Origin of the sequence: Streptomyces sp. GS7 (genome assembly GCF_009834125.1) — a bacterium.
GTDB lineage: Bacteria > Actinomycetota > Actinomycetes > Streptomycetales > Streptomycetaceae > Streptomyces.
Map to the genome: position 1 here is coordinate 5088547 of NZ_CP047146.1, position 25031 is coordinate 5113577.

Below are 25031 nucleotides of genomic sequence, written 5' to 3' on the forward strand. Positions count from 1 at the left end.
ATGCACGTCCTCGTGGTGCACAACCACTACTCCTCGGCACAGCCGAGCGGGGAGAACAAGGTCGTCGACCAGGAGGTGGCGCTGCTGCGCGCCGCCGGCCACCGGGTCGAGGTGTTCGAGCGGCGCAGCGACGACATCGCCGCCCGGTCCCTGCCGGGCAAGGCCGCGGTGCCGCTGCTGGTGCCGTGGAACCCTGCGGTCCGCGCGGAACTTGCCGCCCGGCTGCGCACCGAGCGGCCGGACGTGGTGCACGTCCACAACGTCTTCCCGCTCCTGTCGCCCGCGGTGCTCGCCGCCTGCGCCGACGCCGGCGTGCCCGCCGTCGCCACGCTGCACAACTACACCCAGGTCTGCCCGCCCGGCACGCTGCAACGGGACGGCCGGCCGTGCACCGAGTGCGTCGGGTCGGCGCCGCTGCCCGCCGTCCGGCACGGCTGCTACCGGGGCTCCCGCCTCGCGACGGTGCCGCTCGCGGTCAGCCTGTCGGTCAACCGGCGGCGGTGGTGGTCCGGCGTGGAGCGGTTCTTCTGCATCTCCGCGGCGCAGCGCGACGTCCTGGTGCGGGCCGGCATGCCGGCCGACCGGCTGGCGGTGAAGCACAACTTCGTGCCCGACCCGGGCGCCTGTCGAGCGGACGCCGGCGAGCATCTGCTCTATCTCGGCCGACTCGCGGAGGCCAAGGGCGTGCGGCTGCTCATGGCCGCGTGGGACGAGATCGCCGCTGACGGCGGTGTGGGCGTGCCGCTCGTGGTCGCCGGCGCGGGGCCGCTGGAGGGAGAGGTGACCGCCTGGGCGGCGGGCCGGGACGACGTGCGGTATGTCGGCCTGTACGACCCGGCGGAGTGCCGGCAGGCCGTCGCGCGGTCGGTCGCCGTGGTGGCTCCTTCGACGTGGCTGGAGGCGTTCGGCCTGGTGGTCGTGGAGGCCATGGCGGCGGGGGTCCCGGCCGTCGCCGCCGGGCACGGCGCCTTCGTCGAACTCGTCGAGGACGGGGTGACCGGGCTGCTGCACCGGCCCGGCGAGCCCGCCTCGCTCGCGTCCTGCATTCGCCGGATCGCGGCCGAGCCGGCCCGCAACCGGGAGATGGGCCAGGCGGCCCGGCGCCGTTACGAGCAGGGGTTCAGCCCGGCCGTCGGGCTGGAGCGCCTGGTGGATGAGTACCGCACCGCGATCGCGGATCGGTCAGCACTCACTCGCGGCGGGGACACCCGCGCGAGCAGGGGGGATGGGGACAGTAGATGACACGATGCCGACTCTGCGGCTCGGAAGCGATGGCGAGCGTCGTCGATCTCGGGACGACGCCACCATGTGAGAGCTTTCTCGCCGCGGACCAACTCGACCAGCCGGAGCCGGCGTTCCCGCTGCACCTGCGGGTCTGCACCGACTGCTGGCTGGCGCAGATCCCTCCGTTGATCACGCCGGAGGAGACGTTCACGCAGTACGCGTACTTCTCCTCCTACTCGACCTCCTGGGTGGAGCACGCGCGCACGTTCGTCACGGACGCCGCAGCGCGGCTGGGTCTCGACTCCGTGGAGAAGGACGCCTTCGTGGTCGAGGTCGCGAGCAACGACGGGTACCTGCTGAGGCACATGGTGGACCGAGGGATCCGCTGCCTCGGCATCGAGCCGTCGGTGAACGTCGGCGCAGCGGCGCGGGACGCGGGTGTGCCCACGCTCACCGAGTTCCTGGACCCGGCCACCGGATCGGCCGTCCGCGCCGAGCACGGCCCGGCGGACCTGGTCGTGGCCAACAACGTGTACGCGCACATCCCCGACGTGGTCGGGTTCACCCGGGGGCTGCGCGCCCTGGTCGCCGACGACGGCTGGGTCTCCATCGAGGTGCAGCACCTGCTGACCCTGATCGAGGAGAACCAGTACGACACGATCTATCACGAGCACTTCCAGTACTACACGGTCGCGTCCGCGACCCGGGCGCTGGCCAGCGGCGGACTCGCGCTCGTGGACGTCGAGTTGCTGCCCACGCACGGCGGCTCCATCCGGCTGTGGGCCAGGCCGTCCGAGGTGGCCGGCGAGCCGACCCGCAGGGTGGCCGACGTTCTGGCCCGGGAGAAGGCCGCCGGACTGCAGGAGCTGTCCGGGTACACCGAGTTCTCCGCCCGGGTGGCCAAGGTGCGCCGGGACCTCCTGCGATTCCTCATCGAGGCGGCCGAGCGCGGCGAGACGGTGGTCGGCTACGGCGCCCCGGGCAAGGGCAACACCCTGCTCAACCACTGCGGCATCCGGCCCGACCTGCTCCCGTACACCGTCGACCGCAACCCCTACAAGCACGGCAGGTTCACCCCTGGCACCCGCATCCCGATCCTGCCGCCCGAGCAGATCAGCGCCGACAGACCGGACTACGTCCTCGTCCTCCCGTGGAACCTGCGGGACGAACTGGTCGAGCAGCTGTCCTTCGTGCACGACTGGGGCGGCCGGCTGGTCTTTCCCATCCCGGAACTGAGCATTGTCGAGGTCACGTCGTGAAAGAGGTTGCAGCATGAAGGTCGTACTGTTCTGCGGCGGCTACGGGCTGCGCATGCGCGGCGGAGCCTCCGACGACATGCCCAAGCCGATGGCGATGGTCGGCCCGCGGCCGCTGATCTGGCACGTCATGCGCTACTACGCGCACTTCGGGCACACGGAGTTCATCCTCTGCCTCGGGTACGGGGCGCACCACATCAAGAACTTCTTCCTCAACTACGAGGAGACGACGTCCAACGACTTCGTGCTGCGCAACGGGCGGACCGAGCTGCTGTCCACCGACATCGCCTCCTGGACGATCACGTTCGCGCAGACCGGCATCGAGTCGCCGATCGGGGAGCGGCTGCGCCGGGTGCGGCACCATCTGGACGGCGACGAGATGTTCCTCGCCAACTACGCCGACGTGCTCACCGACGCCCCGCTGCCGGAGATGATCGACCGGTTCGCCCGGCGCGACGCCGGTGCGTCGATGATGGTGGTGCCGCCGCAGTCCTCGTTCCACTGCGTGGACCTGGGCGAGGACGGCCTGGTGGGGGGCATCACCGCGGTGAGTGAACTGCCGCTGTGGGAGAACGGCGGCTACTTCGTGCTCCGCCAGGAGGTCTTCGACCACATCCCGGAGAGCGGGGATCTGGTCGCCGACGGATGCGCCCAACTCGCCAAGCGCGGCCGGTTGGTGGCGCACCAGCACCGCGGCTTCTGGAAGCCGACCGACACCGTGAAGGAGCGGGCCGCGCTCGACGCCGCCTATACCCGGGGCGACCGCCCGTGGGCCGTGTGGGAACGGGACGGCGCGGGGGCGCGCGCGACCGGGAGCAGGGACTGCGCCGGAGCGAGGGCGTGATCCGGCTCGGGGCCGGGCGCCTGGACCGGATCGTCGCGGTGGGCGCGCACTGCGACGACATCGCCATCGGCGCCGGCGGCACGCTGCTGACGATGTGCCTGGCGCGGCCGGGTGTCCGCGTCGACGCGCTGGTGCTCTCCGGCGGCGGCAGCGAGCGGGAGCAGGAGGAGCAGGCCGCGCTCGCCGCCTTCTGCCCGGGCGCCGAACTGCGGCTGACCGTGCTCAAGTTGCCGGACGGCCGGCTGCCGGCGTACTGGGACGAGGCCAAGGCCGCGGTCGAGGAGCTGCGCCTGCAGACCGAGCCGGATCTGGTCCTGGCGCCGCGCACCGATGACGCGCACCAGGACCACCGCGGTCTGGCGAAGCTGCTGACCACCGCGTTCCGCGACCACCTCGTGCTCGGCTACGAGATCGTCAAGTGGGACGGCGATCTCGGCCGTCCGGCGGCGTACCAGCCGCTGTCGCCCGAGATCGCCGAACAGAAGGTGCGGCTGTTGCAGGAGCACTACCCCTCGCAGCGGCACCGGCTCTGGTACGACCGGGAGGCCTTCCTCGGTCTTGCGCGGATCCGCGGCATCGAATGCCACGCGCGCTACGCCGAGGCCTTCGCCGTCACCAAACTCACTCTCAACCTGGGGGGTTGAACCTTGCGCGTACTGCTGACCGGACACCAGGGCTATCTGGGAACCGTGATGGCTCCGGTCCTCGCCGCCGCCGGGCACGAGGTCGTCGGCCTTGACGCCGGCCTGTTCGCCGACTGCGTGCTGGGCCCGCCGCCCGCGGACCCGCCAGGGCACCGGGTGGACCTGCGCGACGTCACGGCCGAACACGTGGCCGGGGTGGACACCGTGATCCACCTGGCCGCGCTGTCCAACGACCCGTTGGGATCGCTGGCGCCCGAGCTCACCTACGACATCAACCACCACGCGTCCGTTCGCCTTGCCCGACTGGCCCGCGACGCCGGAGTGCGGCGCTTCCTGTACGCGTCGACCTGCTCGGTCTACGGTGCCGCCGGCGGAGACGACCTGGTGACCGAGGACGCCCCGCTGCGCCCGGTGACGCCGTACGCGGAGTCCAAGGTGCGGGTGGAAGACGACCTCCACGCGCTGGCCGACGGCGACTTCAGCCCGGTGTACATGCGCAATGCCACCGCATTCGGCTACTCACCCCGGCCGCGCGCCGACATCGTCCTGAACAACCTGGTGGGCCACGCGCTTCTGTCCGGCGAGGTGCTGGTGCTCTCCGACGGCACCCCCTGGCGCCCGCTGGTACACGCCGCCGATATCGCCCGGGCCTTCGCGGCCGCGCTGACCGCGCCGCGGGAAGCGGTACACGACCGGGCGTTCAACATCGGCAGCGAGATCAACAACGTCACGGTCGCCGAGATCGCCGAGCAGGTCGCCGAGGCGGTATCCGGCTCGCGGGTGGTGATCACCGGGGAGACCGGTGCCGATCCGCGGTCGTACCGGGTGGACTTCTCCCGGTTCCGCACCGCGGTGCCCGGGTTCGACTGCGCGTGGACGGTGAAGCAGGGCGCACTCGAACTCGCCGATGCCTACCGGAAACACGGGCTGACCCGGGAGGACTTCGAGAGGCGCTTCACCCGCCTCGCCGTGCTCCGCGCCGCGTCCGACGCCGGCGCCGTCGACGACACGCTGCGGTGGCGCCGATGACCGAGGCCGGCGAAGAGATGCACGCGCTGGTGGAGCGGCTGTACCCGCTGTGCCGGAGCATCACCGGCGACGGTGTGCGCGCCACCCTGGGGATCGTCGGCGAGTACGTCCCGCTGCAGGTGCACGAGGTGCCGACCGGGACCCAGGTGCTCGACTGGACGGTGCCGCAGGAGTGGAACATCCGGGACGCGTACATCGCCGACACCGCCGGCCACCGGGTCGTCGACTTCGCCGCGTCCAGCCTGCACGTGCTCGGCTACAGCGTGCCGGTGTCGGCGACCATGCCGCTGGCCGAGCTGCGTGGGCATCTGCACACCCTGCCGGACCACCCGACCTGGGTGCCGTACCGCACCAGCTACTACAAGCCGGAATGGGGGTTCTGCCTGGCTCAGGCGACGTTGGACGCGCTGCCGGACGGCGAGTACGAGGTGCGCATCGACTCCACACTCACCGATGGCCACCTCACCTACGCCGAGCACGTGGTCCCCGGTCAGGTCCCCGACGAGGTGATCGTCTCCTGCCACGTCTGCCATCCGTCGCTGGCCAACGACAACCTGGCCGGCATCGCGGTGGCGACGTTCCTGGCCCGGGCGCTGGCCGAGCAGACGCCGTACTACACCTACCGGTTCGTCTTCGCGCCCGGCACCATCGGGGCGATCACCTGGCTCGCCCGCAACGCGGAGCGGATCGATCGGGTCAAGCACGGCCTTGTGCTGGCCTGCGCCGGCGACCCGGGCCGGCTGACGTACAAGCAGAGCAGGCGCGGCGACGCGGAGATCGACCGGGTGATGCGGCACGTGCTTGCCGCATCCGAACGCCCTCACCACGTCGCCGAGTTCACCCCGTACGGATACGACGAGCGGCAGTTCTGCTCGCCCGGGTTCGATCTCGGCGTGGGCTCGCTCAGCCGGACCCCGTACGCCGGCTACCCCGAGTACCACACCTCGGCGGACAACCTGGACTTCGTCTCCCCGGAGGCGATGGCGGACACGCTCGCCGTCTGCCGCGAGGCATTCGCCGTGCTGGACCGCAACCGGCGGTACCTCAACCTCAGCCCCTACGGCGAACCGCAGCTGGGCCGGCGTGGGTTGTACGACTCGCTCGGCGGCCGCAGTGATGCGAAGCAGGCCCAGATGGCCATGCTCTGGGTGCTCAGCCTCTCCGACGGCGAGCGCAGTCTGCTGGAGGTCGCCGAGCGGTCCGGGCTGCCGTTCGACACCGTCGCCGCCGCGGCCGGCGCCCTGCACGGCGCCGGGCTGATCAAGGCATGACGCCGATGACCACCGAGAGGGAGAAGACGACGGCATCGGCAGCCCGGGCCGGTCACGCCCGGTCGTCCGCCAAGCGGGCCGTAGCGGGCCGACTGTCGTGGGGACTGGCCGACCAGGCGGCCTCCAGCATGACCAACTTCGCGGTGGGGATCTACGTGGCCCGCTCGCTGGGAGTGGCCGCGTTCGGCGCGTTCAGCCTGGCCTGGGTGACCTACGGCGTGGTGCTCAACGTCTCCCGCGGGCTGGCCACCGACCCGCTCGTGGTGCGCTTCAGCGGCGTGCCGGCCGCGTCCTGGCGCGCGGCGGTGGCCCGGTCGTCCGGTACCGCGCTCGGCGTCGGTGCCGCCCTCGGCTCCGCGTGCCTGGTGGTCGGGCCGGGTCTCGGCGGCCGCGTGGGGCCCGCGATCGCCTGCCTCGGCGTCGTGCTGCCGGCGCTGCTGCTGCAGGACGCCTGGCGGTACGCGTTCTTCGCCGCCGGCACCGGGCAAAAGGCGTTCGTCAACGACCTGGTGTGGGGCGTCGCGCTCGTCCCGGCCATGCTGGTGGCGGCCCGCGTGGGCAACGTGGCCGCTTTTGTGCTCGCCTGGGGCGCGTCCGCCGCGGTGGCCGCGGGGTACGGCTGCCTCCAGTCCGGCATCCGGCCCCGGATGACCGGAGCGCGCGGGTGGCTTCGCGAGCAGCGCGACCTCGGCTACCGGTACCTGGTCGAGAACGTCAGCCTCAGCGGCGCGAGCCAGCTGCGGGCGTACGGGCTCGGCGCGATCGTCGGGGTCGGCGCGGTGGGTGCGGTCCGGGGCGCCGAGCTCCTGCTCGGCCCGTTCATGGCTGTGCTCATGGGGCTGTCGCTGGTCACCGTCGCGGAGGCGGCACGGGTGCTGCGGCGGGCCCCGCACCGGCTGGGCGGATTCTGCCTCCTGCTGGGCGGCGGGCAGGCCACCGCCGCGCTGCTCTGGGGCGCGGCGCTGCTGCTGATGCCGTACAGGCTCGGCGAGTTGGTGCTCGGCGGCGTCTGGCCCTCCGCCTCGCAGCTCATCGTGCCGGCCGCGCTCGGCGTCGCGGGCGCCGGCCTGGGCAGCGGCGCGGCGGCCGGGCTGCGCGCGCTCGGCGCGGCCCGGCGCAGCCTGCGCTGCCAGCTGTTCGCCTCCGCCTGCTACGTCGGCGGCGGGCTCGGCGGGGCGGCCGCGGCCGGCACGGTCGGCTCCGCCTGGGGCGTCGCCACCGCGACCGTCTGCGGCTCGACCGTGTGGTGGCTGCAGCTGCGGTCCGCCCTGCGCGAGCGCCACCACAACCCCATCCCCGAAGTGAGGACGCCATGACCGCCCATCCCCGGTTGAGTATCGGCCTGCCCGTGTACAACGGCGAGGAGTACCTCGCCGAGGCGATCGACGCCCTGCTCGGCCAGACCTACGAGGACTTCGAGCTGGTCATCTCCGACAACGCCTCGACCGACGGGACCCAGGACATCTGCCGCAGGTACGTGGCACAGGACTCGCGCATCCGATACCTCCGGCTGCCCCGGAACATCGGCGCCGCTCCGAACCACAACCACGTGTTCACGGAGTGCCGCGGCGAGCTGTTCAAGTGGGCCTCGCACGACGACCTGTACGCCCGGGACCTGTTGCGGCGCTGTGTGGAGGCGCTGGACGAGCGGCCGGACGTGATCCTCGCACACAGCGGTCAGGCGGTCATCGACGGCGACGGCCGGGTGAAGGTCCCGTACGAGTACGGGCTCGCCACCGACTCGCCGCACGCGCCGGAGCGCTTCCGCAGTCTGCTGTTCGAGCCCGGTGGCGACGACTTCTACGGGGTGATGCGGGCCGACGTGCTGCGCCGGGTGAGGCCGCACGACAGCTACCACCACGCGGACCGTACGTTCGTCGCCGAGATCACCCTGCACGGACCCTTCCACCAGGTGCCGGAGCTGCTGTACTTCCGCCGCGACCACCCCACCCGCGCCGAGCGGGCGAACCCTTCCAAGCGCTCCCGGTGCGTCAACCTGGACCCGCGCCGGGCAGGCCCGCTGCACCCGGCACCCCGGCTGCTCGCCGAGTACGTCTGGGGCTTCGCCTCGGCGGTCCGGCGGGCGCCGTTGTCACCGGCCGACCGGCGCGCGTGCTACCGCCACCTGGCCGCATGGATGGCCAGCCGGGTCCGGCCGGGTGCCGGCGAGCGGGTCGAGGACCGCGCCCCGGTCGACCCGGGCCGGCTCACCGTCTCCGTCGACGCCCTCGTCGCCGGGCGCGAGGGGAGGCAGGCATGACGTCTGCGGACGAAACTCCGGTGCGCGTCGGGGTGTTCGGCCTGCTCGGCTCCGGCAATCTCGGCAACGACGGGTCGCTGGAGGCTCTGCTCGGATACCTCCGCGCCGAGCACCCGGAGGCGGTCGTGGACGCGCTGTGCGGCGGACCCGAGGTCGTCGCGACCCGGTACCGGATCCCCGCGACGCGGCTGCACTGGTACCGCGGGGAATACCGCACCGCGTCGCGTGCGGGCGCGATCGCGGCGAAGGGTCTGGGCAAACTCGTCGACGCCGTCCGCACCGCTGCCTGGGTGCGCCGGCACGACGTGGTGATCGTGCCGGGCATGGGCGTCCTGGAGGCCACGCTGCCGCTGCGGCCGTGGGGCTTCCCGTACTCGCTGTTCCTGCTCTGCGCGACAGGGCGGCTGTTCGGCACCCGGGTCGCGCTGGTCGGCGTCGGCGCCGCCCCGATCGGCAACCGGCCGACCCGGGCCCTGGTGCGCTGGTCGGCGCGGCTGGCCACCTACCGGTCGTACCGGGACGCCCCGTCCCGCGACGCGATGCGGGAGATGGGCGTGGACACCGCGCGCGACGAGGTCTACCCGGACCTCGCCTTCGCCCTGCCGACGCCGCGGGCGAGTGGACCCGACAAGAACCCCGTCCCGCCGGGCCCGGTCTGCGTCGGCGTCATGGCCTTCCACGGCGGCAACGACGACCGCGCCCGGGCCGAGGAGATCCACCGGCGCTACCTCGACGGGACAACTCGCTTCGTCCGCACGCTGGTCGAGGACGGCAGGCCGGTCCGGCTGCTCACCGGCGACGAGTGCGACGGGCCGGTGGTCGCCGCGATCCTCGGCGCGGTGGACTCGCCGCTGGTCACCGCCGCCCAGGCGTGCTCGCTGGCCGACCTGATGAGGGAGATGGCGGGTGCCGACACCGTGGTGGCGACCCGCTACCACAACCTGGTCTGCGCGCTGAAGGCCGGTACGCCGACGCTCGCACTCAGCTATGCGGCGAAGAGCGACGCGCTCATGGCTCAGATGGGTCTCGGCGCGTACTGCCACCCGGCCCGCGAGGTCGACGCCGACCGGTTGTTGGAGCAGTTCCGGGCGCTGGAGCGGCGATCGGTGGAGCTGCGGCGGACCCTCACCGAGCGGAACCTGGTCGCCACCCGGCGACTTGGGCACCAATTCACCGACTTGACCGCGGCCCTGTTCCCGGCGGCCGACCACGCCCACGACCACGCCTTGCGGGAGGCTCCATGACTGCGCCCGGAATGAAAGCGACCGAAGTCCCGGCGATCGCCGGCGCGTACCTGTTCGAGCCGACGCCGTACGCCGACGAGCGCGGCTTCTTCTGCCGCACCTTCGACGCCGACGTGGTCCGCTCGGTGGGCCTCGACCCGGACGCCTTCGTCCAGGACAGCGTGTCCCGTTCGGTCCGGGGCGTGCTGCGCGGCCTGCACCTGCGCTCCGGCGCCGGCGAGGCCAAGCTGGTGCGGTGCTCGTACGGGAGGATCTTCGACGTCGTCGTGGACCTGCGGACGGACTCGCCGACCTACCGCAACCGGGCCTTCTTCGAGCTGTCCGGCGAGACGCAGGTGACCCTGTACATCCCGGCGGGGTGCGCGCACGGCTTCCAGGCACTGACCGAAACCGCCGACATCTCGTACCGGATCGACCGCCCGCACGATCCGGCCGAGGACGTGACGATCGCCTTCGACGACCCGGAGCTCGCCGTTCCCTGGCCGCTGCCGGTCACATCGATGTCCCAGCGGGACCGGGAGGCGCCGAGCCTCGCCAAGGTCCTTCAGCACACGGAGAGTTGAGGTCGGCGTGGCCACCGAAGACACCGAAGAGCTCAGCCTGCCCCGGTCGCGGCAGGCGAACGAGCGGCTGCACGCCCTGATCCCCGGGGGCGCGCACACCTACGCCAAGGGCGACGACCAGTACCCCGAGAACCTGGCCCCGGTCATCAGCCACGGCCGCGGTGCCCACGTATGGGACGTCGACGGCAACCGCTACATCGAGTACGGCTCCGGCCTGCGGTCGGTCAGCCTCGGCCACGCCCACCCACGCGTGATCGAGGCGGTGCGGCGGGAACTCGACCGCGGCAGCAACTTCGTCCGGCCGTCCATCGTGGAGGCCGAGGCCGCGGAACGCTTCCTGGCAACAGTGCCCACCGCCGAGATGGTGAAGTTCGCGAAGAACGGCTCCGACGCCACGACCGCGGCGGTGCGCCTCGCCCGCGCCGTCACCGGGCGCCCGCGGGTGGCGGTCTGCGGCGACCATCCGTTCTTCTCGGTCGACGACTGGTTCATCGGCACCACGCCGATGCCCGCCGGTGTTCCGGCGGCGACCACCGAGCTCACCGTGGCGTTCCCTTACGGGGACCTGGCCGCCACACAGGAGCTGCTCACCCGGTACCAGGACGAGATCGCCTGCCTGATCCTCGAACCCGCCACCCACACCCACACCCACACCCAGCCTTCCCCTGGCTCTCGACTTCTCCCCCGGCCTTCGGCCGGGAGGGGCCCCCAGAGCAGGGAAGACCCCACTCCCGGGTACCTCGCCGGCCTGCGCGAGCTGGCCGACCGGCACGGCTGCGCACTGATCTTCGATGAGATGATCACCGGCTTCCGCTGGTCCGAGGCGGGCGCCCAGGGCCTGTACGGCGTCGTCCCCGACCTCTCCACCTTCGGCAAGGCGCTGGGCAACGGCTTCGCCGTCTCCGCGCTGGCCGGTCGCCGCGACCTGATGGAGCGGGGCGGGCTGCGTCACTCCCGCGACCGGGTGTTCCTGCTGTCCACCACGCACGGTGCGGAAACGCACTCCCTGGCCGCCGCGATGGCCGTGCAGACCATCTACACCGAGGAGGGGATCACCGCGCGGCTGCACGCCCTCGGCGAGCGGTTGGCCGCCGGTGTCCGCGACGCCGCGGCGAGCATGGGCGTCGGCGACCACATCGTCGTCCGGGGCCGGGCCAGCAACCTGGTCTTCGCCACCCTCGACGAGAACCGGCAGCCGTCGCAGCAGTACCGCACCCTGTTCCTGCGCCGGCTCCTCGCGGGCGGAGTGCTGGCTCCGTCGTTCGTGGTGAGCAGCGCGCTCGACGACGCCGACATCGACCGCACCGTCGATGTGGTGGCCCAGGCGTGTGCGGTGTACCGGAAGGCACTGGACGCCGCCGACCCCACTCCCTGGTTGGCCGGGCGGCCGGTGAAGCCAGTGTTCCGCCGCTTGGCATGACATGACGTGACGTCAGCGACGCTCCTGCCGATCGGCGTCGGCCCTCCGACGGACCAGCCGGTCGACCATCCGGTCGACCGGCAACGCGGTCGTCGGTACCACCGCCAGCGCGGTGCACCAGCCGCCGAGGACGTCGGTCGGGTAGTGCGCGCCCAGGGCGACCTGCGCCCAGCCCATGGCGGCGCCGGCGACCAGCGCCGCGGCGAGCACGAGCAACGTGCCGGCCGTCCTGCCGAGGCCGAGCCGGCCGGTCGCGAGCAGCGCCACCACGAGGGCGAGCGCGGTGACGAAGGCGGTGTGCCCGCTCGGGTAGGACAGGTACCCGCGGTGGATGGTGCGTCCCACCAGGTGCTTGAGCAGCGTCGCCGCCCCCACGGTCATGCCGACGCCGGCAACGGTGAGCACCGCTGCGCGAGGACGCCGAAGCAGCAGACAGCCCGTCACGGTGGCCACGACCAGCGTCGCCGCTCCTACGGGCTCCCCCAAGAAGTCCGCGGCCAGAGCGACATACCGCCACGGTGGCCCCACACCGTCCACCGCCGCCGAGATCCGCGCGTCCACCACGCCGGGCTTGCTGTCGTCGGCATACAGGACGCCGAGCACGACGACCACCAGCGCGGCCAGGACCGCAATCGGCCCGAGCCGCGCGCGCAGCGACGGAGGCAGCACCGCGGGCGCTGTCCGGCCGTTCACACGCCCACCGCGTCCGGTCGGCCTGCCGCGCCGCAACCCCCTACGTGGCGGCGGTCGGGCCCCGCAAGAACCGCCCGTTGCCGCCTGCCGACCCGGCCGGGGCCGTCAGCCTGTACGGGCTGTGCGGCTGGACCGCGCAAGATGACAAACCCGCCCACCACGAACTGGGCTGAGCCGACTTCCCGTTCCGCTCCGGCCAGGCGATCCAACGCGAGCCCCCCGTCGTGTCCGACTCACCCTCCAGCGGCCACAACCGCCCCGCGGGCACCCGCTCCTGGCCTGTACGACGCCGCGGGAGCCGTCAGCCTGTGCAGCCCCGAACTCGCCGGCCCGGCCATCGTCCCGCCCAACGCATCGGAATCTTCCTCCAGTTGTCACCCTAGCCAACAATCCGGTTCGCCGCCCCCACCCGCGACCTCCTGCCGCCCCAGCCGCTCAACCACCTCGACCGGCGGTCCAACCGAGATCGGGTCCCCTACACGTGGCACCCGGTCGACGAAATCCGACCGCCCCCGCCGGCGTCGGCGCCACTCGTCGAGAGCAACCTGTGGCCCGACGCCGGCCTGCGACCCTGGGGGCGAGCTGTGCCGGCCCCCAGGGCGTGTGGTGGCTTGTCAGTTCTGGTTGCCGTCGAGGGCGGCGTCGGGGATCCAGGAGCCGTGGATGCCGGCGGTGACCCGGCGGGGCAGGCGGACGGTGGCGATGAGGTCGAGGCGGGAGGCATCGAGGACGAGAAGCCGGGAGGCGTCCTGCTTGAGGTCGGAGATGACCGTGAGCAGGTAGCCGTCGTCCTCGTTGGCAGCAGCGGCGGCCGGGACGAAGACGGCCTCGCTGGGCAGCCGGGCGTCTCCGACCTCGTGGACGCGCCGGTCGCCCGTCAAACGGTCGTACTTGACGATGCCGTAGCCGCCGAAGCCGTGGTGGTCGGGGAAGGACACGGCGTACTGGTAGCGGTGCTCGGCGCCGATGAACTCGTCGTTGAGGGTGGGGAACTCGACAGTGAGGTCGTCGACGGTCCGCTCGTCGACGGTTCCGGCGACCAGGTCGATCGTCCAACGACGGGTGCAGGAAAGGGCGTTCGGCTCGGTGCCGCGGCCGGGGGCGCCGACCCACCAGTTCCACGAGAGGTGGAAGCCCTCGCGGTCGACGGTGGGGCCCTCCAGGACGATGCGGCCCTGGGCGTCCTCGTAGGCGTTGGCGGTGTGCAGCATGTTGCCGGGCGCGATGGGGAACCAGCGGATCTTGCCGGCGCCCTGCGGGCTGCGCGGCATGACGCCGATGCGGGCGGGCTGGTCGTCGCTCCAGCCGTAGGGGATGCCCGAGTGCTGGGTCGGGTCGAAGGTCACCGAGCCCTCGACGAAGACCACGTGGTGCCGGGTGATCGCGAAGTCGTGCTTGAGGGAAGCGGTGGCGCCCGGGATTGCGGCACTGTGGGTGATCTCCCCCTTCGCGTCGGCCACGTAGTACATCAGGAAGGGCGGGACGGGAGAGGAGCCGAAGAAGTGCAGTTCCCCGGTGACGGGGTCGGTCTTCGGGTGCGCGGTCATCGCGCTGCGCAGCCGGCCGTTGAAGTTGTAGGCGCCGACGGTGTCCAGGTCCGGGGTGAGCTCGAAGGGCAAGCTGGCCTCGGACAGGGCGAGCAGGCGGCCGGCGTGTTCGATGACATGGGTGCCGGCCGTGCTGGCGGTCAGGTCGGGGCCGGTCTCGGTCGTGTAGGGGGCGCCGTCGAGGGCGGGGGTCCGGACCCAGCGGTTGCGGTACCACTCGGCGTGGCCGTCACGCAGGCGGATGCCGTGGACCATGCCGCTGCCCTTGAACCAGTGGGTGGGGGTGACGCCGGGCTTGGGATTGTGGCTGTTGCGGATCAGCCGACCGGTCAACTCCGGGGGCAGTGTGCCCTCGACGGTGAGCCGGGTGGCGGTGGTCTCGTCGACGGCGGGCGTGTAGTGGCCGGTCAGGTACGGCTTGCCGGTCATTTCGGGAACCTCGTTTCGCTGGGCTCGGTGGATATGCGCCGCCGGGTGGGAGGAGTCAACGGGTCCGGCGCCCTCACCACCGCACCGTCCTGGGGCCGGACGGGACCGACGCCGTCTGCAAGCCGGGCGGCGTGGCGGCAGGGGCGACGGTAGGAGCGCGACGAAGACGCGGGTTTCACCGGTCCGGGCGGCGGGAGGCTGTCTCCCGCCGCCCGTCCACGCGCGCGGCGGCCTGGTAGGACGTCGGGCCGATGCGGGGGTGCCTTCCGGCGCCTGGAAGGCCCGTTGTGGTGTGCGGTCTTGACTGCGGGCTGCTGGGGGTCACGGGGTGGGCGGGGTCCAGTCGGCGGGTAGGCCGGACTGGGCGAGGACGGCGTTGAGGCTGTAGTAATCCTGGTCGCCGGTGATGTGTCGGCGGCTGTCGAGATCGAGAAGGGTGGCCATCGGCACGGCGAAGGGCTTGGGCGCGCCCTTGAGGTGGCCGGAGTAGACGGCCTCGATGGTGAGGTGGTCGCCGTCGCGGTGGGTGGCGCGCACGGTGACGTGGACGTTGTCGATGACACTGTCGGCGCGGGCCTTCCATCCGGCGATCTCCTGGCGGCCGTGGAAGGTGACACCCACGGCGTGGTCGGTGTAGGTGCCGTCGGCGGTGAACAGGGCGCCGAGTGTCCGGGCGTCGGTGCCGTTCCAGGCAGCGGCCCACTGGGCGACGATACTCGGCAGGTGTTGGTCGGCGGGCTGCGCGGCGAAGCCGGTGGTGCCGAGTGCGGTGGAAACGGTCGTGGCGCAGATCGCCGCCGTCATGGCACGGTGCGAACGAAGCTTCATGGTGATGGCCCTTGGTGTGATGACGTGTCAGGTGACGGATCCGGGCGAGCGTTCGGTGCCGTGAAAGCGGCGTTGACGGTTGGGCGGCCTTGGCACGTCTCACGGCGCGGTCCGGCGGAGAGGCCGGACAGCGGCGGAATCACGGGCCACGACCGGGGACGATGAGGCGCGGCCGGGCCTTCGGCGGTCCGACTCTTGGGCACCGCGCTCGTCGAGTTCGGCCACGGGCGGTGCGCTCAGCGGGTTGCCGGCGGCGGGGGTGCTGGTCGGTTTCGTCCGACGACCGGCGGGCGGCGACACCCCGGGGCGGTACGCGTCAGGGGGTCAGGACGACCTTGCCGGTGACGGTGCCGGACTCCGCCAGGCGCAGCGCCTCGGCGGCCCTGGTGAGCGGCAGTTGGGCGGCGATGCGGGCGGTGACGTCGCCGCGGCGGACGGCGGCGAATACCTCGGTGAGGTCGGCTCGCAGCCGGGCGCGGAAGCGGTCCTTGCTCAGGGACCGGCCGGCCCAGATGTTGTAGAAGTAGGCGCGGCGGCCGTTGGGCAGGGTGTTCCACAGCGAGACGCGGGCGAGGATCTTCAGCACGGGCCACTGCTTGGAGCCGGTGTCGTCGCGGGTGGAGGCACTGCCGTAGGAGACGAGGGTGCCGCCGGGGGCGAGCAGGTGCCAGGAGTCGGTGACACTTCGGCCGCCGACGTGGTCGAAGACGGCGTCGACCCCACTGGGCGCCAGCTCCCTGACCTGGCCGGGCACGTCGCCGGCGCGGTAGTCGACCGGGATGACGCCCAACTCCCGCAGGGCGTCGTGGTGCCGGGCGGAGGCCGTGCCGATCACCTTCACGCCCGCCGTGCGGGCGAGTTGGACCAGGACGGAGCCCACACCGCCGCTGGCGCCGTGCACCAGGATCGTCTGTCCGGCGCGCACCCGGGCCTTGCGGTGCATCATCTGCCAGGCGGTGATGCCATTGACCACCACGGTCTCGGCCTCCGCCGCCGTGAGGCCGTCCGGGACCTGGACCGCGTCCTTGGCGTCGAGCACCACATGGCTGGCCCACCCACCGACCTTCACCAGGGCGGCCACCCGCCGACCGGCCAGGCCCGGATCGACACCCTCGCCGGTCGCCAGCACCCGACCCACCAGGTCGTAGCCGGGCACGAACGGGAACGGCGGCTGGTCGTAGTACCGCCCGCGACGCATCTGCTGCTCGGCGAACGACACGCCGGTCGCCTCCATGGCGATCACGATCTGTCCCCGCCCGGCATCCGGCACGACTGCTTCGCGGATCTCCAGACCTTCCGGGGCCACGATGCCCGGCAGAACGACCTGGACGAGGTGTTCGCTGCCCATGATCGCCTCCTGTTCTCGCTAGAAGAATTTGCGTTCGTTAGAAGTTATAACTGCGTCGAGAGTGAGAGTCAAGAACGTTGGTGATAATCTCTAACCAAGTGGTGCCGAAGCTTCGGGAGAACGGGAGACAGGGCGTGATCGAGCCGGACACGAGTACTCCGAGGGAGCGGTACCGCGCCCAGGTGCGGGAGGAAATCAAGCAGCACGCATGGGCGCAGATCGCCGCCGCCGGGGCCTCCGCCCTGTCCCTCAACGCCATCGCCAAGCAGATGGGCGTGAGCGGACCGGCCCTGTACCGGTACTTCGCCAACCGCGACGAGCTGATCACCGAACTCGTCAAGGACGCCTACCGCAGCCTGGCCGACACCTTCCGCACCCGCGCCGAGGTCGGCGCCGACCTCGGCGCCTTGGCACACGCCCTGCGCCAGTGGGCTCTGGACGACCCCCAGCGCTACTTCCTCGTCTACGGCACCCCCGTGCCCGGATACCAAGCGCCCGAAGAAACGAGGCGAATCGCCTCCGAGATCATGGCCGTCCTCCTCGACGCCTGCACCGCCGCGCAACCGCCCGACACGCCGCAGTCCCCGCTCGACCCGCACCTGGCCGAGGGCCGGACCTGGGCCGGAGAGCACCCGGCCCCCCCGGCAGCGCTCCGCCGCGCCCTCACCTTCTGGACCCGCCTTCACGGCGAGCTCTCCCTCGAACTCGCCGGCCACTTCACCGGCATGGGATTCGACCCCGCCCAGCTCTACGCCGCCGAAACGCAGTCCCTCGCGGGCCGTTGACCGTCGCCGCCGCCGTGCATGAGGCCGTGGCCACGCGCCACGGCCGGGACGGTGACGAGTTCTCCTTCTTCTCGTACCCACCGCGAGGGACGACGTCGAAGCCCGCGACGTCCCGTCCGTTGTGGGCCGGCAACTGCTCCCACCACGCGCCGAGGAGCGCCCTCGGCGACTCCTCCAGCCAGTGCCGGTCCGGCGACACAGCCACCGTCGGAATGACAAGCGGCGCGATGCCTGAGCCCTGGTCACGGGTTCGCCGACGTGTACGTCTGCGTCGCCGCCTCGGGGAACTCCGTCCGGAGGTGTTGCAACATTCCACAACAGGTGTGCTCGATGCGGGAACCATCGGCCATGACCTCATCATCAAGCCTGACGGTGGGGAATTGGGCGGATCTGTTGGCCGACCTGGCTCTCATCAACTTTGGTCCGGGCGCGGCCCGTGACACCCCTCTGTCGCCTGGTTGACCGTGGTTGACCGAGTCATCCGGCACGGTTCTGGCACGGCCGAGCTCGGTGCCGTTCCCAAAGACACTCGACATGCACACAGGGTTCGATCCGCCACCCACCGCATGGCTGCCCAGCGCTGACTACCTGGCATCAGCCCGTGTGCTGGGAGACGTCCAGATGTGCTGGCGTTCGTCCTCGTTGATGTCAGGGCTGGATGTCATCCCGCGACGAGTTCGGAGCCTCCGAGCTGTCCAGGCCCCCGACACCCGCGACGTACCGGTGGGCCTTCCCGTCGTAGTAGCCCCACCCCGCATCCGTGCCACACTCAAGGCAATCCTGGTGTGCGGTCGCCCTGGCGGTGTTGGCCGGGATCGCCTGGGACAAGCGCTTCCGCTGACAGGCGCCACCAACCCACCTTCATCTTCCACTTGCGCCCGCTCCGCTGCGGCATGTCGTTGTTTGTCCAGGTCAAACGGACTGGTCACATAATCTGCGATCTTCTGCCACACTTCCACATAAACTTCTCGCGCTCGGGGGGAATCCATGTCGTACCCGCAATGGCCTGCCCAGCCGCAATGGGTGCCGCCGCAGCCGCCGCAAAAGAAGACGAACAAGGGCCTGCTCGGCTGCCTGGGTTGCCTGGGCGCGATCGTCCTGCTCTTCATCATCGCGGGCGTGGCCAGTGTTGCTAGCCAGAACACCAGTTCAAACAAGAACCCCTCGTCGAGCCCGACGCCGATACCGAGCAAGTCGACGTCCCCGACACCGATGCCGAGTAAGGACTCCTAGCAAAATGAGCTGTACTGCCTTGGAATGACAGGCCGTCAGCCGGTGTTGTGCCTCTGTCTGGTGTTGTGGTGGGGGCGTTGGGCATGGTGCAGCGGAGGCCGTGGGAAGTCGAGGACGGGTTGTGGGAGCGGATTGCCGGGCTGCTGCCGGTGATTGAGCGCCGCGTGAGGTATCCGGGTCGCAAACGGCTCGATGACCGGCGGGTGCTGAGCGGGATCCTGTTCGTGCTGTACACCGGCATCCCTTGGGAGTTCCTGCCCCAGGAGCTGGGATATGGCTCGGGCAGCACGTGCTGGCGCAGGCTGCGCGACTGGCATCAGGCCGGGGTGTGGCAGGCTCTTCATGAGCTGCTGCTGGCCGAGCTACGTGCGGCCGGGCTGCTGGACTTCTCCCGGGCCGCGGTCGACGGCTCCCATCTGCGGGCGATGAAGGGCGGCGCGAAGACCGGGCCCTCACCGGTGGATCGGGGAAAGGCAGGCAGCAAGCACCACGTGATCACCGAAGCGCACGGCATCCCGCTGGCGGCCACGCTCACAGGCGGAAACCGCCACGACGTCACCCAGCTCATGCCGCTGGTCCACGCCATACCGGCCGTCAAAGGCAAGCGGGGGCGCCCCCGAAAGCGCCCCGGCGCTCTGTTCGCCGACCGCGCCTACGACTCCGACACCTACCGCCGCGAACTGCGCGAGGTGGGCATCCGCCCCCTCATCGCCCGCCGCGGCACCCAGCACGGCTCCGGTCTGGGCATCCACCGATGGGTCGCCGAAGCAGCCTTCGCCCTCCTGCACTGGTTCCGGCGCCTGCGCATCCGCTGGGAGATCAGGGAAGACCTCCACGAAGCTTTCCTCATCCTCGGCTGCAGCATCATCTGCTGGCGACGCCTGAAAACCTCATTTTGCTAGGAATCCTAAGTCGGCGTCCCCGACGCCGACACCGAAGCCCACGCCAACGCACTCGACCCCGAAGCCGACGCACACCCAGGCCGACAACAGCTCTAGCTCCGGCGGATCGTCGGACAACAGTGGAGGATCGTCGAGCGCCTCAGGCGGCGCCGCCGCCGTGACCAGCGGTGGCGGGTCAAGCGACTCCTCCACTGGCGGCTCCGGCGGAGGCGGTTGTTACCCGACCGCCAACAGCGGCAACTGCTACCGACCCGGCGAGTACTGCCGTAAATCCGACCACGGAATGAGCGGTATCGACGGCGACGGCAACCCCATCGCCTGTCGGGACAACCACGGATGGCGCTGGGAACCCGCCTGATCACTAAAGCCACGGCCAAGCTGCCCTATCGAGGGATACGCGGACAGTCTGTAAAACTGTCGTGGCGGCAACGCCACCGTGGGTTCAAATCCCACAGCCTCCACAGGCAGAAGGCCCCTGACCAGGGAACTCCCGGTCGGGGGCCTTCTTCGTTCACGATCGCCATGCATCCATGGCTGACCGTTCTTGACAGATATGTCCGAAAGATCGCGTAAGTCCGTGATGTGACAGGCTGGTCGGGGCCCTGACCTGGGCTTTGACCAGCCGGGACGGACGGACATGAACGACAACGAGATCCCGGCTGTCGAGCCGGTCGAGGACAAGCTCGTGGATGAGGTCGTCCAGCGGCTGATGGACCGCGTCGACGCCTCTGGTGCTGCCCTGCTGGGTGAAGGCGGGCTGCTGACGGAGGTGACCCGGGCCGTGCTGGAGCGGGCCCTGGACGCGGAGATGACCGACCATCTCGGGTACGAGAAGCACGATCGGGCGGGCCGCGGCTCGGGCAACAGCCGCAACGGCACCTCGCCGAAGACGGTGCTGACCGACGCCGGGGCGGCCACGCTGGACGTTCCCAGGGACCGTGACGGGTCCTTCGAACCGCAGCCGGTACCCAAGCACGCCAGGCGGCTGGCAGGCTTCAACGAGCAGATCCTGTCGCTGTACGCACGCGGCATGTCGGTGCGCGACATCCGCTCGCACCTGGCCGGCATGTACGGCGTCGAGGTCTCACCGGACCTGATCAGCAAGGTCACCGACGCCGTCACCGACGAGCTCGACGCATGGCAGAGCAGACCGCTGGACGCCCTGTGGCCGATCATCTACATCGACGCACTGTGGGTGAAGATCCGCTCCAGATCCGTGGCCTCCCGGCCGGTCTACCTGGCCGTCGGCGTGGACATGGACGGCTGCAAGGACGTGCTCGGGCTGTGGGCCGGCGACGAGGGCGAAGGCGCCACGACCTGGATGACCGTGCTGTCCGAGCTCCGCAACCGCGGGGTCGAGGACGTGTGCATCGTCGCCTGTGACGGACTCAAGGGCCTGCCCGACGCGGTCACCGCAACCTGGCCCAAAGCCACCGTTCAGACGTGTGTGATCCACTTGATCCGTGCCTCGCTGAGGTTCGCCTCCAAGCAGCACCACGCAAAGCTGGTCACGGAGTTGAAGGCCATCTACACAGCGCCGACCGAGCAGGCCGCCGAGCAGGCCCTCGCCGACTTCGCCGCAGGCGAGCTGGGCCAGCGGTATCCGGCAATTGTCCGGACCTGGCAGGCTGCGTGGAGCGAATTCACGCCTTACCTCGCCTTCCCGCCGGAGATAAGGAAGGTCGTCTACTCGACGAACCTGATCGAGTCGATCAACGCACGGCTGCGGAAAGCCACCCGCAACCGCGGACACTTCCCCTCCGAGCAGGCCGCGTTGAAGGTGCTCTACCTCGCCGTCCGCGAGCAGATCACCCCCAGAGCGCGCGATGTCAACCACGTCGCGGCACACTGGAAGAAGGCACTCAACCGGTTCTCACTCTTCTTCGAGAACCGGCTCAACACCAAGTGAAAATAGAGGACTTACACAAAGCTCCGTACACGCCCTTCTTGACCGCGTTTTACCGCCCTGTCTGGCACGGATCTGGCACGTTCAGCGGGCTTGAAAGGCATGTCGGACGTGCCTCTGCCCCATTGGGCGGAGCGGCCGATACGGCCTGTCGTCTACCTGCGGCGGAGATACACGATGTTGCCGAGCGGGTTGCCGAGCCAGATATGCAAGCCGTCCCCTGTGCCGTCGAGGGACTCGCGGCCGTATCGCGTCTACCGGACCGTCGTAGGTCTGCCAACCCTGTCCGGGTGTCGTGCGGCCTGCGGCAACGATGGGCATGAGGAGATCCTCTCCTTCGCGCCGACCTGAACAGGCGGCGTCCCGTGAGGTCCTGGAGGAGACTGGCTGGCGTCTTGGGCCGGTGAAGCCGTTGACCTACGCGGAGCCTGCAAACGGGATCACGGACTCGCAGCACCACGTCTTCCGGGCTGACGGCGCGACCTACGTCGGGCCTCCGACGGAGAAGAACGAATCCGACCGCATCGAGTGAGGCCTTCTCAGCGGTGATCACTTCGGATCTCACCTGCGAAAGAGGATCAGGCAAGGGCGGCGGTCTACGCTCGCGCCATGGGCTCTCGGCGAGCGCACAGCCGCCGAGCTCAAGCAGCGATGGCGCACCCTCCAGTACGTCACGCTCAGCCCCAGCCGGATCGGCGACATCACCCGCGCCGCCCTCGTCCTCAACAGAATCTGGAAATGATCACCGTTGAGAAAACCTCAGTGCGCAGGTCGGTGTCGAGGCGGCCTTCCTCGTGGAGCGAATCACCCATCCGGCCCTCCAGCTTGCAGTCGGCGAGCGCCCGTCATGACACCCTGTTGTTGGCCGAGATGTGTGCCGCCCTAAGTGGAGGAAGCGTATCGCGCAAACTGTGCTGCGCCAGTCGGATTTACCCGATCGCTGGACTGCGCGAATTGACGCCGCTGTTTGGGCATCAGAGGCGATCCGAATGTGCGGGGAGCGCTGACGCGGGTGACGATGATTTGAGCGAGAAGGCAGCCGCTGCGGCTGAAATCCCTCGCTTCCAGTGCATCTATTCACCCCGAAGGGAAAAGGAATGACATCGGCTACGCAAAGCCCCACGCGCGAACAGCAAGAAGAGGTAGGCGAGGAATCCGGCATCAGCCCTGTTCTCCTGGCTGCCTTGCTCTCACGGCGCGCGGAGCACGGTGAGGAGGGTGGCGAGGGACTTGTCGAGCACCCGCTTCTGCTGGCTGCTCTGACGCGTCGTCGTCGCGAGGAAGGCGGGGAGAGCCTGATCGAGAATCCGCTTCTGCTGGCTGCTCTCATGCGTCGTCGTCGCGAGGAAGGCGGGGAGAGCCTGATCGAGAATCCGCTTCTGCTGGCTGCTCTCATGCGTCGTCGTCGCGAGGAAGGCGGGGAGAGCCTGATCGAGCACCCGCTTCTGCTCGCCGCTCTGACGCGTCGTCGTCGCGAGGAAGGCGGGGAGAGCCTGATCGAGCACCCGCTTCTGCTCGCCGCCCTCATGCGCCGTCGTCGCGAGGAAGGCGGGGAGAGCCTGATCGGACACCCCCTCCTGCTCGCCGCCCTCATGCGCCGCTGAGAAACGAAAGCCCGGCCCACCTTGCCCGTCTCCCGATCGCGTCGCGAACGCGGAGACGTGTGACGTGGGGCCAAGCCGTGTAACGGGTCCTGCTCTTCAGCTATTGCGTCAGGCAACGGCTGGAGGGTGGGGCCCATACGAACGCCCCACCAATCGAGGAGAACAAAATGGCAGCTGAACCCGGCGACGAGGCGGAAAGGGATCCGGTGCAGTCCTTCGTCGACGAAGCCTTCGAAGAAATGATGCGGGAGGTCGGAGCCTCGCACAAAGGTGTGGGGAAATACGGTAAAGATCCTCTGACAGCAACCCTGCTTGAGTCGGCTGCGGCCTCGCTGTCGCACCCGGCATCCTCCGGTATGTCAGAACTTGAGAAAATTCTGTTTGCGCAGGCCCTGGCCACCGCGCTGGCCGACGCACTCGCCCCAGCGCTAGCGGAGAACCTTGCCACGGAAATCATGAAGAATTTGGAACGGCACAATCCTCCGAAAGCCCACCACAAGGAATCTAACCTCTCGAATCGCGGCGATCGGAGTTCACAAGAAGGGACCCGCCGGGTCAAGGGCAAATGACGATCACCTCGCCTGCCGTCACGGGTTAGCCGGGCGCCGTCCCATGCGGATGGGCAGGAGAACACCTTCAGCCACACCGGCCGGGGCATATCATCGCGGGTACGGTCCAGCGCGTCCTCGGCGTGCCCGAGGGACCGTCTTGAAAACTGTCGTGGAGGCAACGCCACAGTGGGTTCAAATCCCACAGCCTCGGAAGGTGGAAGGCCCCTGACCGGACACCCTGGACAGCCTCATTTCTGGCTGTCCAGGGTGTTTATGCAGGTGGGAGCCATAACCAGACATTCGGACAGCTGGGACACTTGTGGGCGTGCTTGCTCAGCGCCTAATACTCCAGCTGCCAGGCCGAGATGTGGCTAGCCCGGACGTCCGTGGTGGCCACGGTAGTCATAACCTCCACGGTAGTCATAACCTCCATGGTGGCCATAATCTCTATGGTGGCCATAACCTCCATACTGCCCCCATTGGCCGTAGCCTTCGTCCCCTGGGCACGGCGGCATGGCGCAAGTCGGCACCCGGAAGGCGGCGGAAACCATGGGCTTGGATGACGTGGCCGAGAGATGATCGGCCGCACGTGCAGTACCGACACCACCTGCAACGGCGAGGATGGGTGCCACACACACAGCAGCGATCACCGACCGCACTGCTTTGGTAACCATGTGACATCCCCCTTCAGGGGGGTGAGCAAAAGGATTCGGCACATCGGCAGCCGACTTGGTGGCCCGGCTCGCCTTGAGCGCTCGGAGCCACCTTCACTCTTCCTTTCCCTCAAGCCTTCATCGCGGGTCTCGCAGCCGATAGGGCCGAACGGCCCCGGCACGTGAGCCAACGGGGCACTACCCGGACGGGCAAGCCGTACTTGCCCCTGAAAAAGGGTTTGCCCAGCTGAGGTGTGGTACTGAGCGAGGTCCGTGGTGGTGTCACCTCCGCCTTGGCATTGCTCATCGCGGCTGGCACGTGACACCGGCCGCGGCACTTTCTGATCCGTAGCTCTATGCAGAAAGGTTACTGAGGGCCATTCCGGCTAAACCATGGTCTCAGGCAGCCGTGGCAGGCCGCTCTCGGTCGATGCGGTTCCGGTACTTCGCTGCTGTACCGCCACCAGCGGAGAACAGAGCGACGAGGTCTGCAGGTGGGTTTGTCGGTGGCACGTACTAACGTGCCCGCAGCGTTCTGTCGATTTTTGTACGCCTGAGGAGCCATGATGCCCGGAGACGCACCCGAGCTGCCTGCCGAGGACCTGCGCACCCTGATACCGGAGTACGCGGGCCTTGCCCGGGAAACCATCCTCCTCAACCCTGAGCCCGGCGACCCTGGCGTGCGGGAGAGTTCGCTGGGAGGCAAGCCGCTGTGGCCCGCGGACGAGCCGTGGCCGTAGTGCACGCAGGAAGACCACTGGACGGTCGGCTCCGACCCGTCCAACAGGACCGAGATC

General features: G+C 69.9%; 23 protein-coding genes, 1 tRNA gene and 1 pseudogene. 19 read left to right on the forward strand and 6 right to left on the reverse strand.

What is annotated here, in order from left to right; genetic code table 11:
- The 11 genes from GR130_RS22530 to GR130_RS22580 are packed head-to-tail and all read left to right on the forward strand — an operon-like array spanning position 1 to position 11755.
- The gene (locus GR130_RS22530) at positions 1 to 1242 is read left to right on the forward strand and encodes a glycosyltransferase (RefSeq protein ID WP_159506367.1); all 1242 of its coding nucleotides are present in this window, start codon (positions 1 to 3) and stop codon (positions 1240 to 1242) included.
- Positions 1239 to 2483: a class I SAM-dependent methyltransferase gene (locus tag GR130_RS22535; RefSeq protein ID WP_159506368.1), complete on the forward strand. Its 1245-nt coding sequence runs from the start codon at positions 1239 to 1241 to the stop codon at positions 2481 to 2483. Before GR130_RS22530 ends, GR130_RS22535 begins: the two co-directional genes overlap by 4 nt.
- A 13-nt stretch (positions 2484 to 2496) precedes the next feature.
- Positions 2497 to 3324, forward strand: coding sequence for a glucose-1-phosphate cytidylyltransferase (locus GR130_RS22540; RefSeq protein WP_159506369.1), 828 nt, complete (start codon positions 2497 to 2499; stop codon positions 3322 to 3324).
- Entirely contained in the window at positions 3321 to 3968 is a 648-nt protein-coding gene (locus GR130_RS22545) for a PIG-L deacetylase family protein (protein WP_159506370.1), read from the forward strand. Before GR130_RS22540 ends, GR130_RS22545 begins: the two co-directional genes overlap by 4 nt.
- Positions 3969 to 3971: 3 nt before the next feature.
- Positions 3972 to 4997: an NAD-dependent epimerase/dehydratase family protein gene (locus tag GR130_RS22550; protein WP_159506371.1), complete on the forward strand. Its 1026-nt coding sequence runs from the start codon at positions 3972 to 3974 to the stop codon at positions 4995 to 4997.
- Positions 4985 to 6268, forward strand: coding sequence for a DUF4910 domain-containing protein (locus GR130_RS22555; protein WP_159506372.1), 1284 nt, complete (start codon positions 4985 to 4987; stop codon positions 6266 to 6268). The genes GR130_RS22550 and GR130_RS22555 overlap by 13 nt, the downstream gene beginning before the upstream one ends.
- A gap of 5 nt (positions 6269 to 6273) precedes the next feature.
- On the forward strand, positions 6274 to 7584 hold the full coding sequence (locus GR130_RS22560; RefSeq protein WP_159506373.1) for a hypothetical protein: 1311 nt from the start codon (positions 6274 to 6276) through the stop codon (positions 7582 to 7584).
- Positions 7581 to 8528 carry a glycosyltransferase family 2 protein gene (locus tag GR130_RS22565; RefSeq protein ID WP_159506374.1) on the forward strand — a complete coding sequence of 316 codons (948 nt, stop codon included), beginning with the start codon at positions 7581 to 7583 and terminating at the stop codon, positions 8526 to 8528. Before GR130_RS22560 ends, GR130_RS22565 begins: the two co-directional genes overlap by 4 nt.
- Complete coding sequence (locus tag GR130_RS22570) at positions 8525 to 9772, forward strand: polysaccharide pyruvyl transferase family protein (RefSeq protein WP_159506375.1); 1248 nt, start codon at positions 8525 to 8527, stop codon at positions 9770 to 9772. The genes GR130_RS22565 and GR130_RS22570 overlap by 4 nt, the downstream gene beginning before the upstream one ends.
- An 11-nt stretch (positions 9773 to 9783) precedes the next feature.
- Positions 9784 to 10335: a dTDP-4-dehydrorhamnose 3,5-epimerase gene (gene rfbC, locus GR130_RS22575; RefSeq protein ID WP_159510148.1), complete on the forward strand. Its 552-nt coding sequence runs from the start codon at positions 9784 to 9786 to the stop codon at positions 10333 to 10335.
- 7 nt (positions 10336 to 10342) lie between these two features.
- Positions 10343 to 11755 carry a glutamate-1-semialdehyde 2,1-aminomutase gene (locus GR130_RS22580; RefSeq protein WP_159506376.1) on the forward strand — a complete coding sequence of 471 codons (1413 nt, stop codon included), beginning with the start codon at positions 10343 to 10345 and terminating at the stop codon, positions 11753 to 11755.
- A 12-nt stretch (positions 11756 to 11767) separates the two neighbouring features.
- On the opposite strand, the gene GR130_RS22585 is transcribed toward GR130_RS22580, so the two are convergent.
- From GR130_RS22585 to GR130_RS22600, 4 genes are all read right to left on the reverse strand, one after another.
- Positions 11768 to 12448, reverse strand: coding sequence for a phosphatase PAP2 family protein (locus GR130_RS22585; protein WP_159506377.1), 681 nt, complete (start codon positions 12446 to 12448; stop codon positions 11768 to 11770).
- Between the two features lie 614 nt (positions 12449 to 13062).
- A complete protein-coding gene (locus GR130_RS22590) occupies positions 13063 to 14424 on the reverse strand; it encodes a carotenoid oxygenase family protein (protein ID WP_159506378.1) in 1362 nt (453 codons plus the stop codon).
- A 321-nt stretch (positions 14425 to 14745) separates the two neighbouring features.
- Positions 14746 to 15252: a nuclear transport factor 2 family protein gene (locus tag GR130_RS22595; RefSeq protein WP_201304970.1), complete on the reverse strand. Its 507-nt coding sequence runs from the start codon at positions 15250 to 15252 to the stop codon at positions 14746 to 14748.
- Positions 15253 to 15568: 316 nt separating this feature from the next.
- Positions 15569 to 16600 (reverse strand): medium chain dehydrogenase/reductase family protein, encoded by a 1032-nt coding sequence (locus tag GR130_RS22600; RefSeq protein ID WP_159506379.1) that lies wholly within the window; start codon positions 16598 to 16600, stop codon positions 15569 to 15571.
- Between the two features lie 134 nt (positions 16601 to 16734).
- On the opposite strand from GR130_RS22600, the gene GR130_RS22605 reads away from it, so the two are divergent.
- The 3 genes from GR130_RS22605 (at position 16735) to GR130_RS22615 (ending at position 19520) form a co-directional block, all read left to right on the forward strand.
- Positions 16735 to 17385, forward strand: coding sequence for a TetR/AcrR family transcriptional regulator (locus GR130_RS22605; protein ID WP_159506380.1), 651 nt, complete (start codon positions 16735 to 16737; stop codon positions 17383 to 17385).
- 987 nt (positions 17386 to 18372) lie between these two features.
- Positions 18373 to 18618 (forward strand): hypothetical protein, encoded by a 246-nt coding sequence (locus tag GR130_RS22610; protein ID WP_159506381.1) that lies wholly within the window; start codon positions 18373 to 18375, stop codon positions 18616 to 18618.
- Between the two features lie 83 nt (positions 18619 to 18701).
- Positions 18702 to 19520 carry an IS5 family transposase gene (locus tag GR130_RS22615; protein ID WP_159504155.1) on the forward strand — a complete coding sequence of 273 codons (819 nt, stop codon included), beginning with the start codon at positions 18702 to 18704 and terminating at the stop codon, positions 19518 to 19520.
- Here the strand turns inward: GR130_RS22615 and GR130_RS22620 are convergent.
- Positions 19509 to 19712: a hypothetical protein gene (locus tag GR130_RS22620; protein WP_159506382.1), complete on the reverse strand. Its 204-nt coding sequence runs from the start codon at positions 19710 to 19712 to the stop codon at positions 19509 to 19511. The two genes, GR130_RS22615 and GR130_RS22620, sit on opposite strands and share 12 nt — an antisense overlap.
- 179 nt (positions 19713 to 19891) lie before the next feature.
- Between GR130_RS22620 and GR130_RS22625 the strand changes: the two genes are divergently transcribed.
- The 3 genes and pseudogenes from GR130_RS22625 to GR130_RS22635 all read left to right on the forward strand — a co-directional run.
- Positions 19892 to 19981 (forward strand) — tRNA-Tyr (locus tag GR130_RS22625).
- Positions 19982 to 20157: 176 nt separating this feature from the next.
- Positions 20158 to 21429 carry an IS256 family transposase gene (locus GR130_RS22630; protein ID WP_159506383.1) on the forward strand — a complete coding sequence of 424 codons (1272 nt, stop codon included), beginning with the start codon at positions 20158 to 20160 and terminating at the stop codon, positions 21427 to 21429.
- Between the two features lie 343 nt (positions 21430 to 21772).
- A pseudogene (locus GR130_RS22635) lies at positions 21773 to 21955 on the forward strand (NUDIX domain-containing protein); the annotation flags it as partial.
- A 661-nt stretch (positions 21956 to 22616) separates the two neighbouring features.
- Here GR130_RS22635 and GR130_RS22640 read toward each other — a convergent pair.
- Positions 22617 to 22997: a hypothetical protein gene (locus GR130_RS22640; protein WP_159506384.1), complete on the reverse strand. Its 381-nt coding sequence runs from the start codon at positions 22995 to 22997 to the stop codon at positions 22617 to 22619.
- A gap of 200 nt (positions 22998 to 23197) precedes the next feature.
- Here GR130_RS22640 and GR130_RS22645 point away from each other — a divergent pair, with 200 nt between their 5' ends.
- Entirely contained in the window at positions 23198 to 23599 is a 402-nt protein-coding gene (locus GR130_RS22645; RefSeq protein WP_159506385.1) for a hypothetical protein, read from the forward strand.
- A gap of 1201 nt (positions 23600 to 24800) precedes the next feature.
- Positions 24801 to 24974, forward strand: a complete 174-nt coding sequence (locus tag GR130_RS40860) for a hypothetical protein (RefSeq protein WP_236573381.1) — start codon at positions 24801 to 24803, stop codon at positions 24972 to 24974.
- Positions 24975 to 25031: the final 57 nt, after the last annotated feature.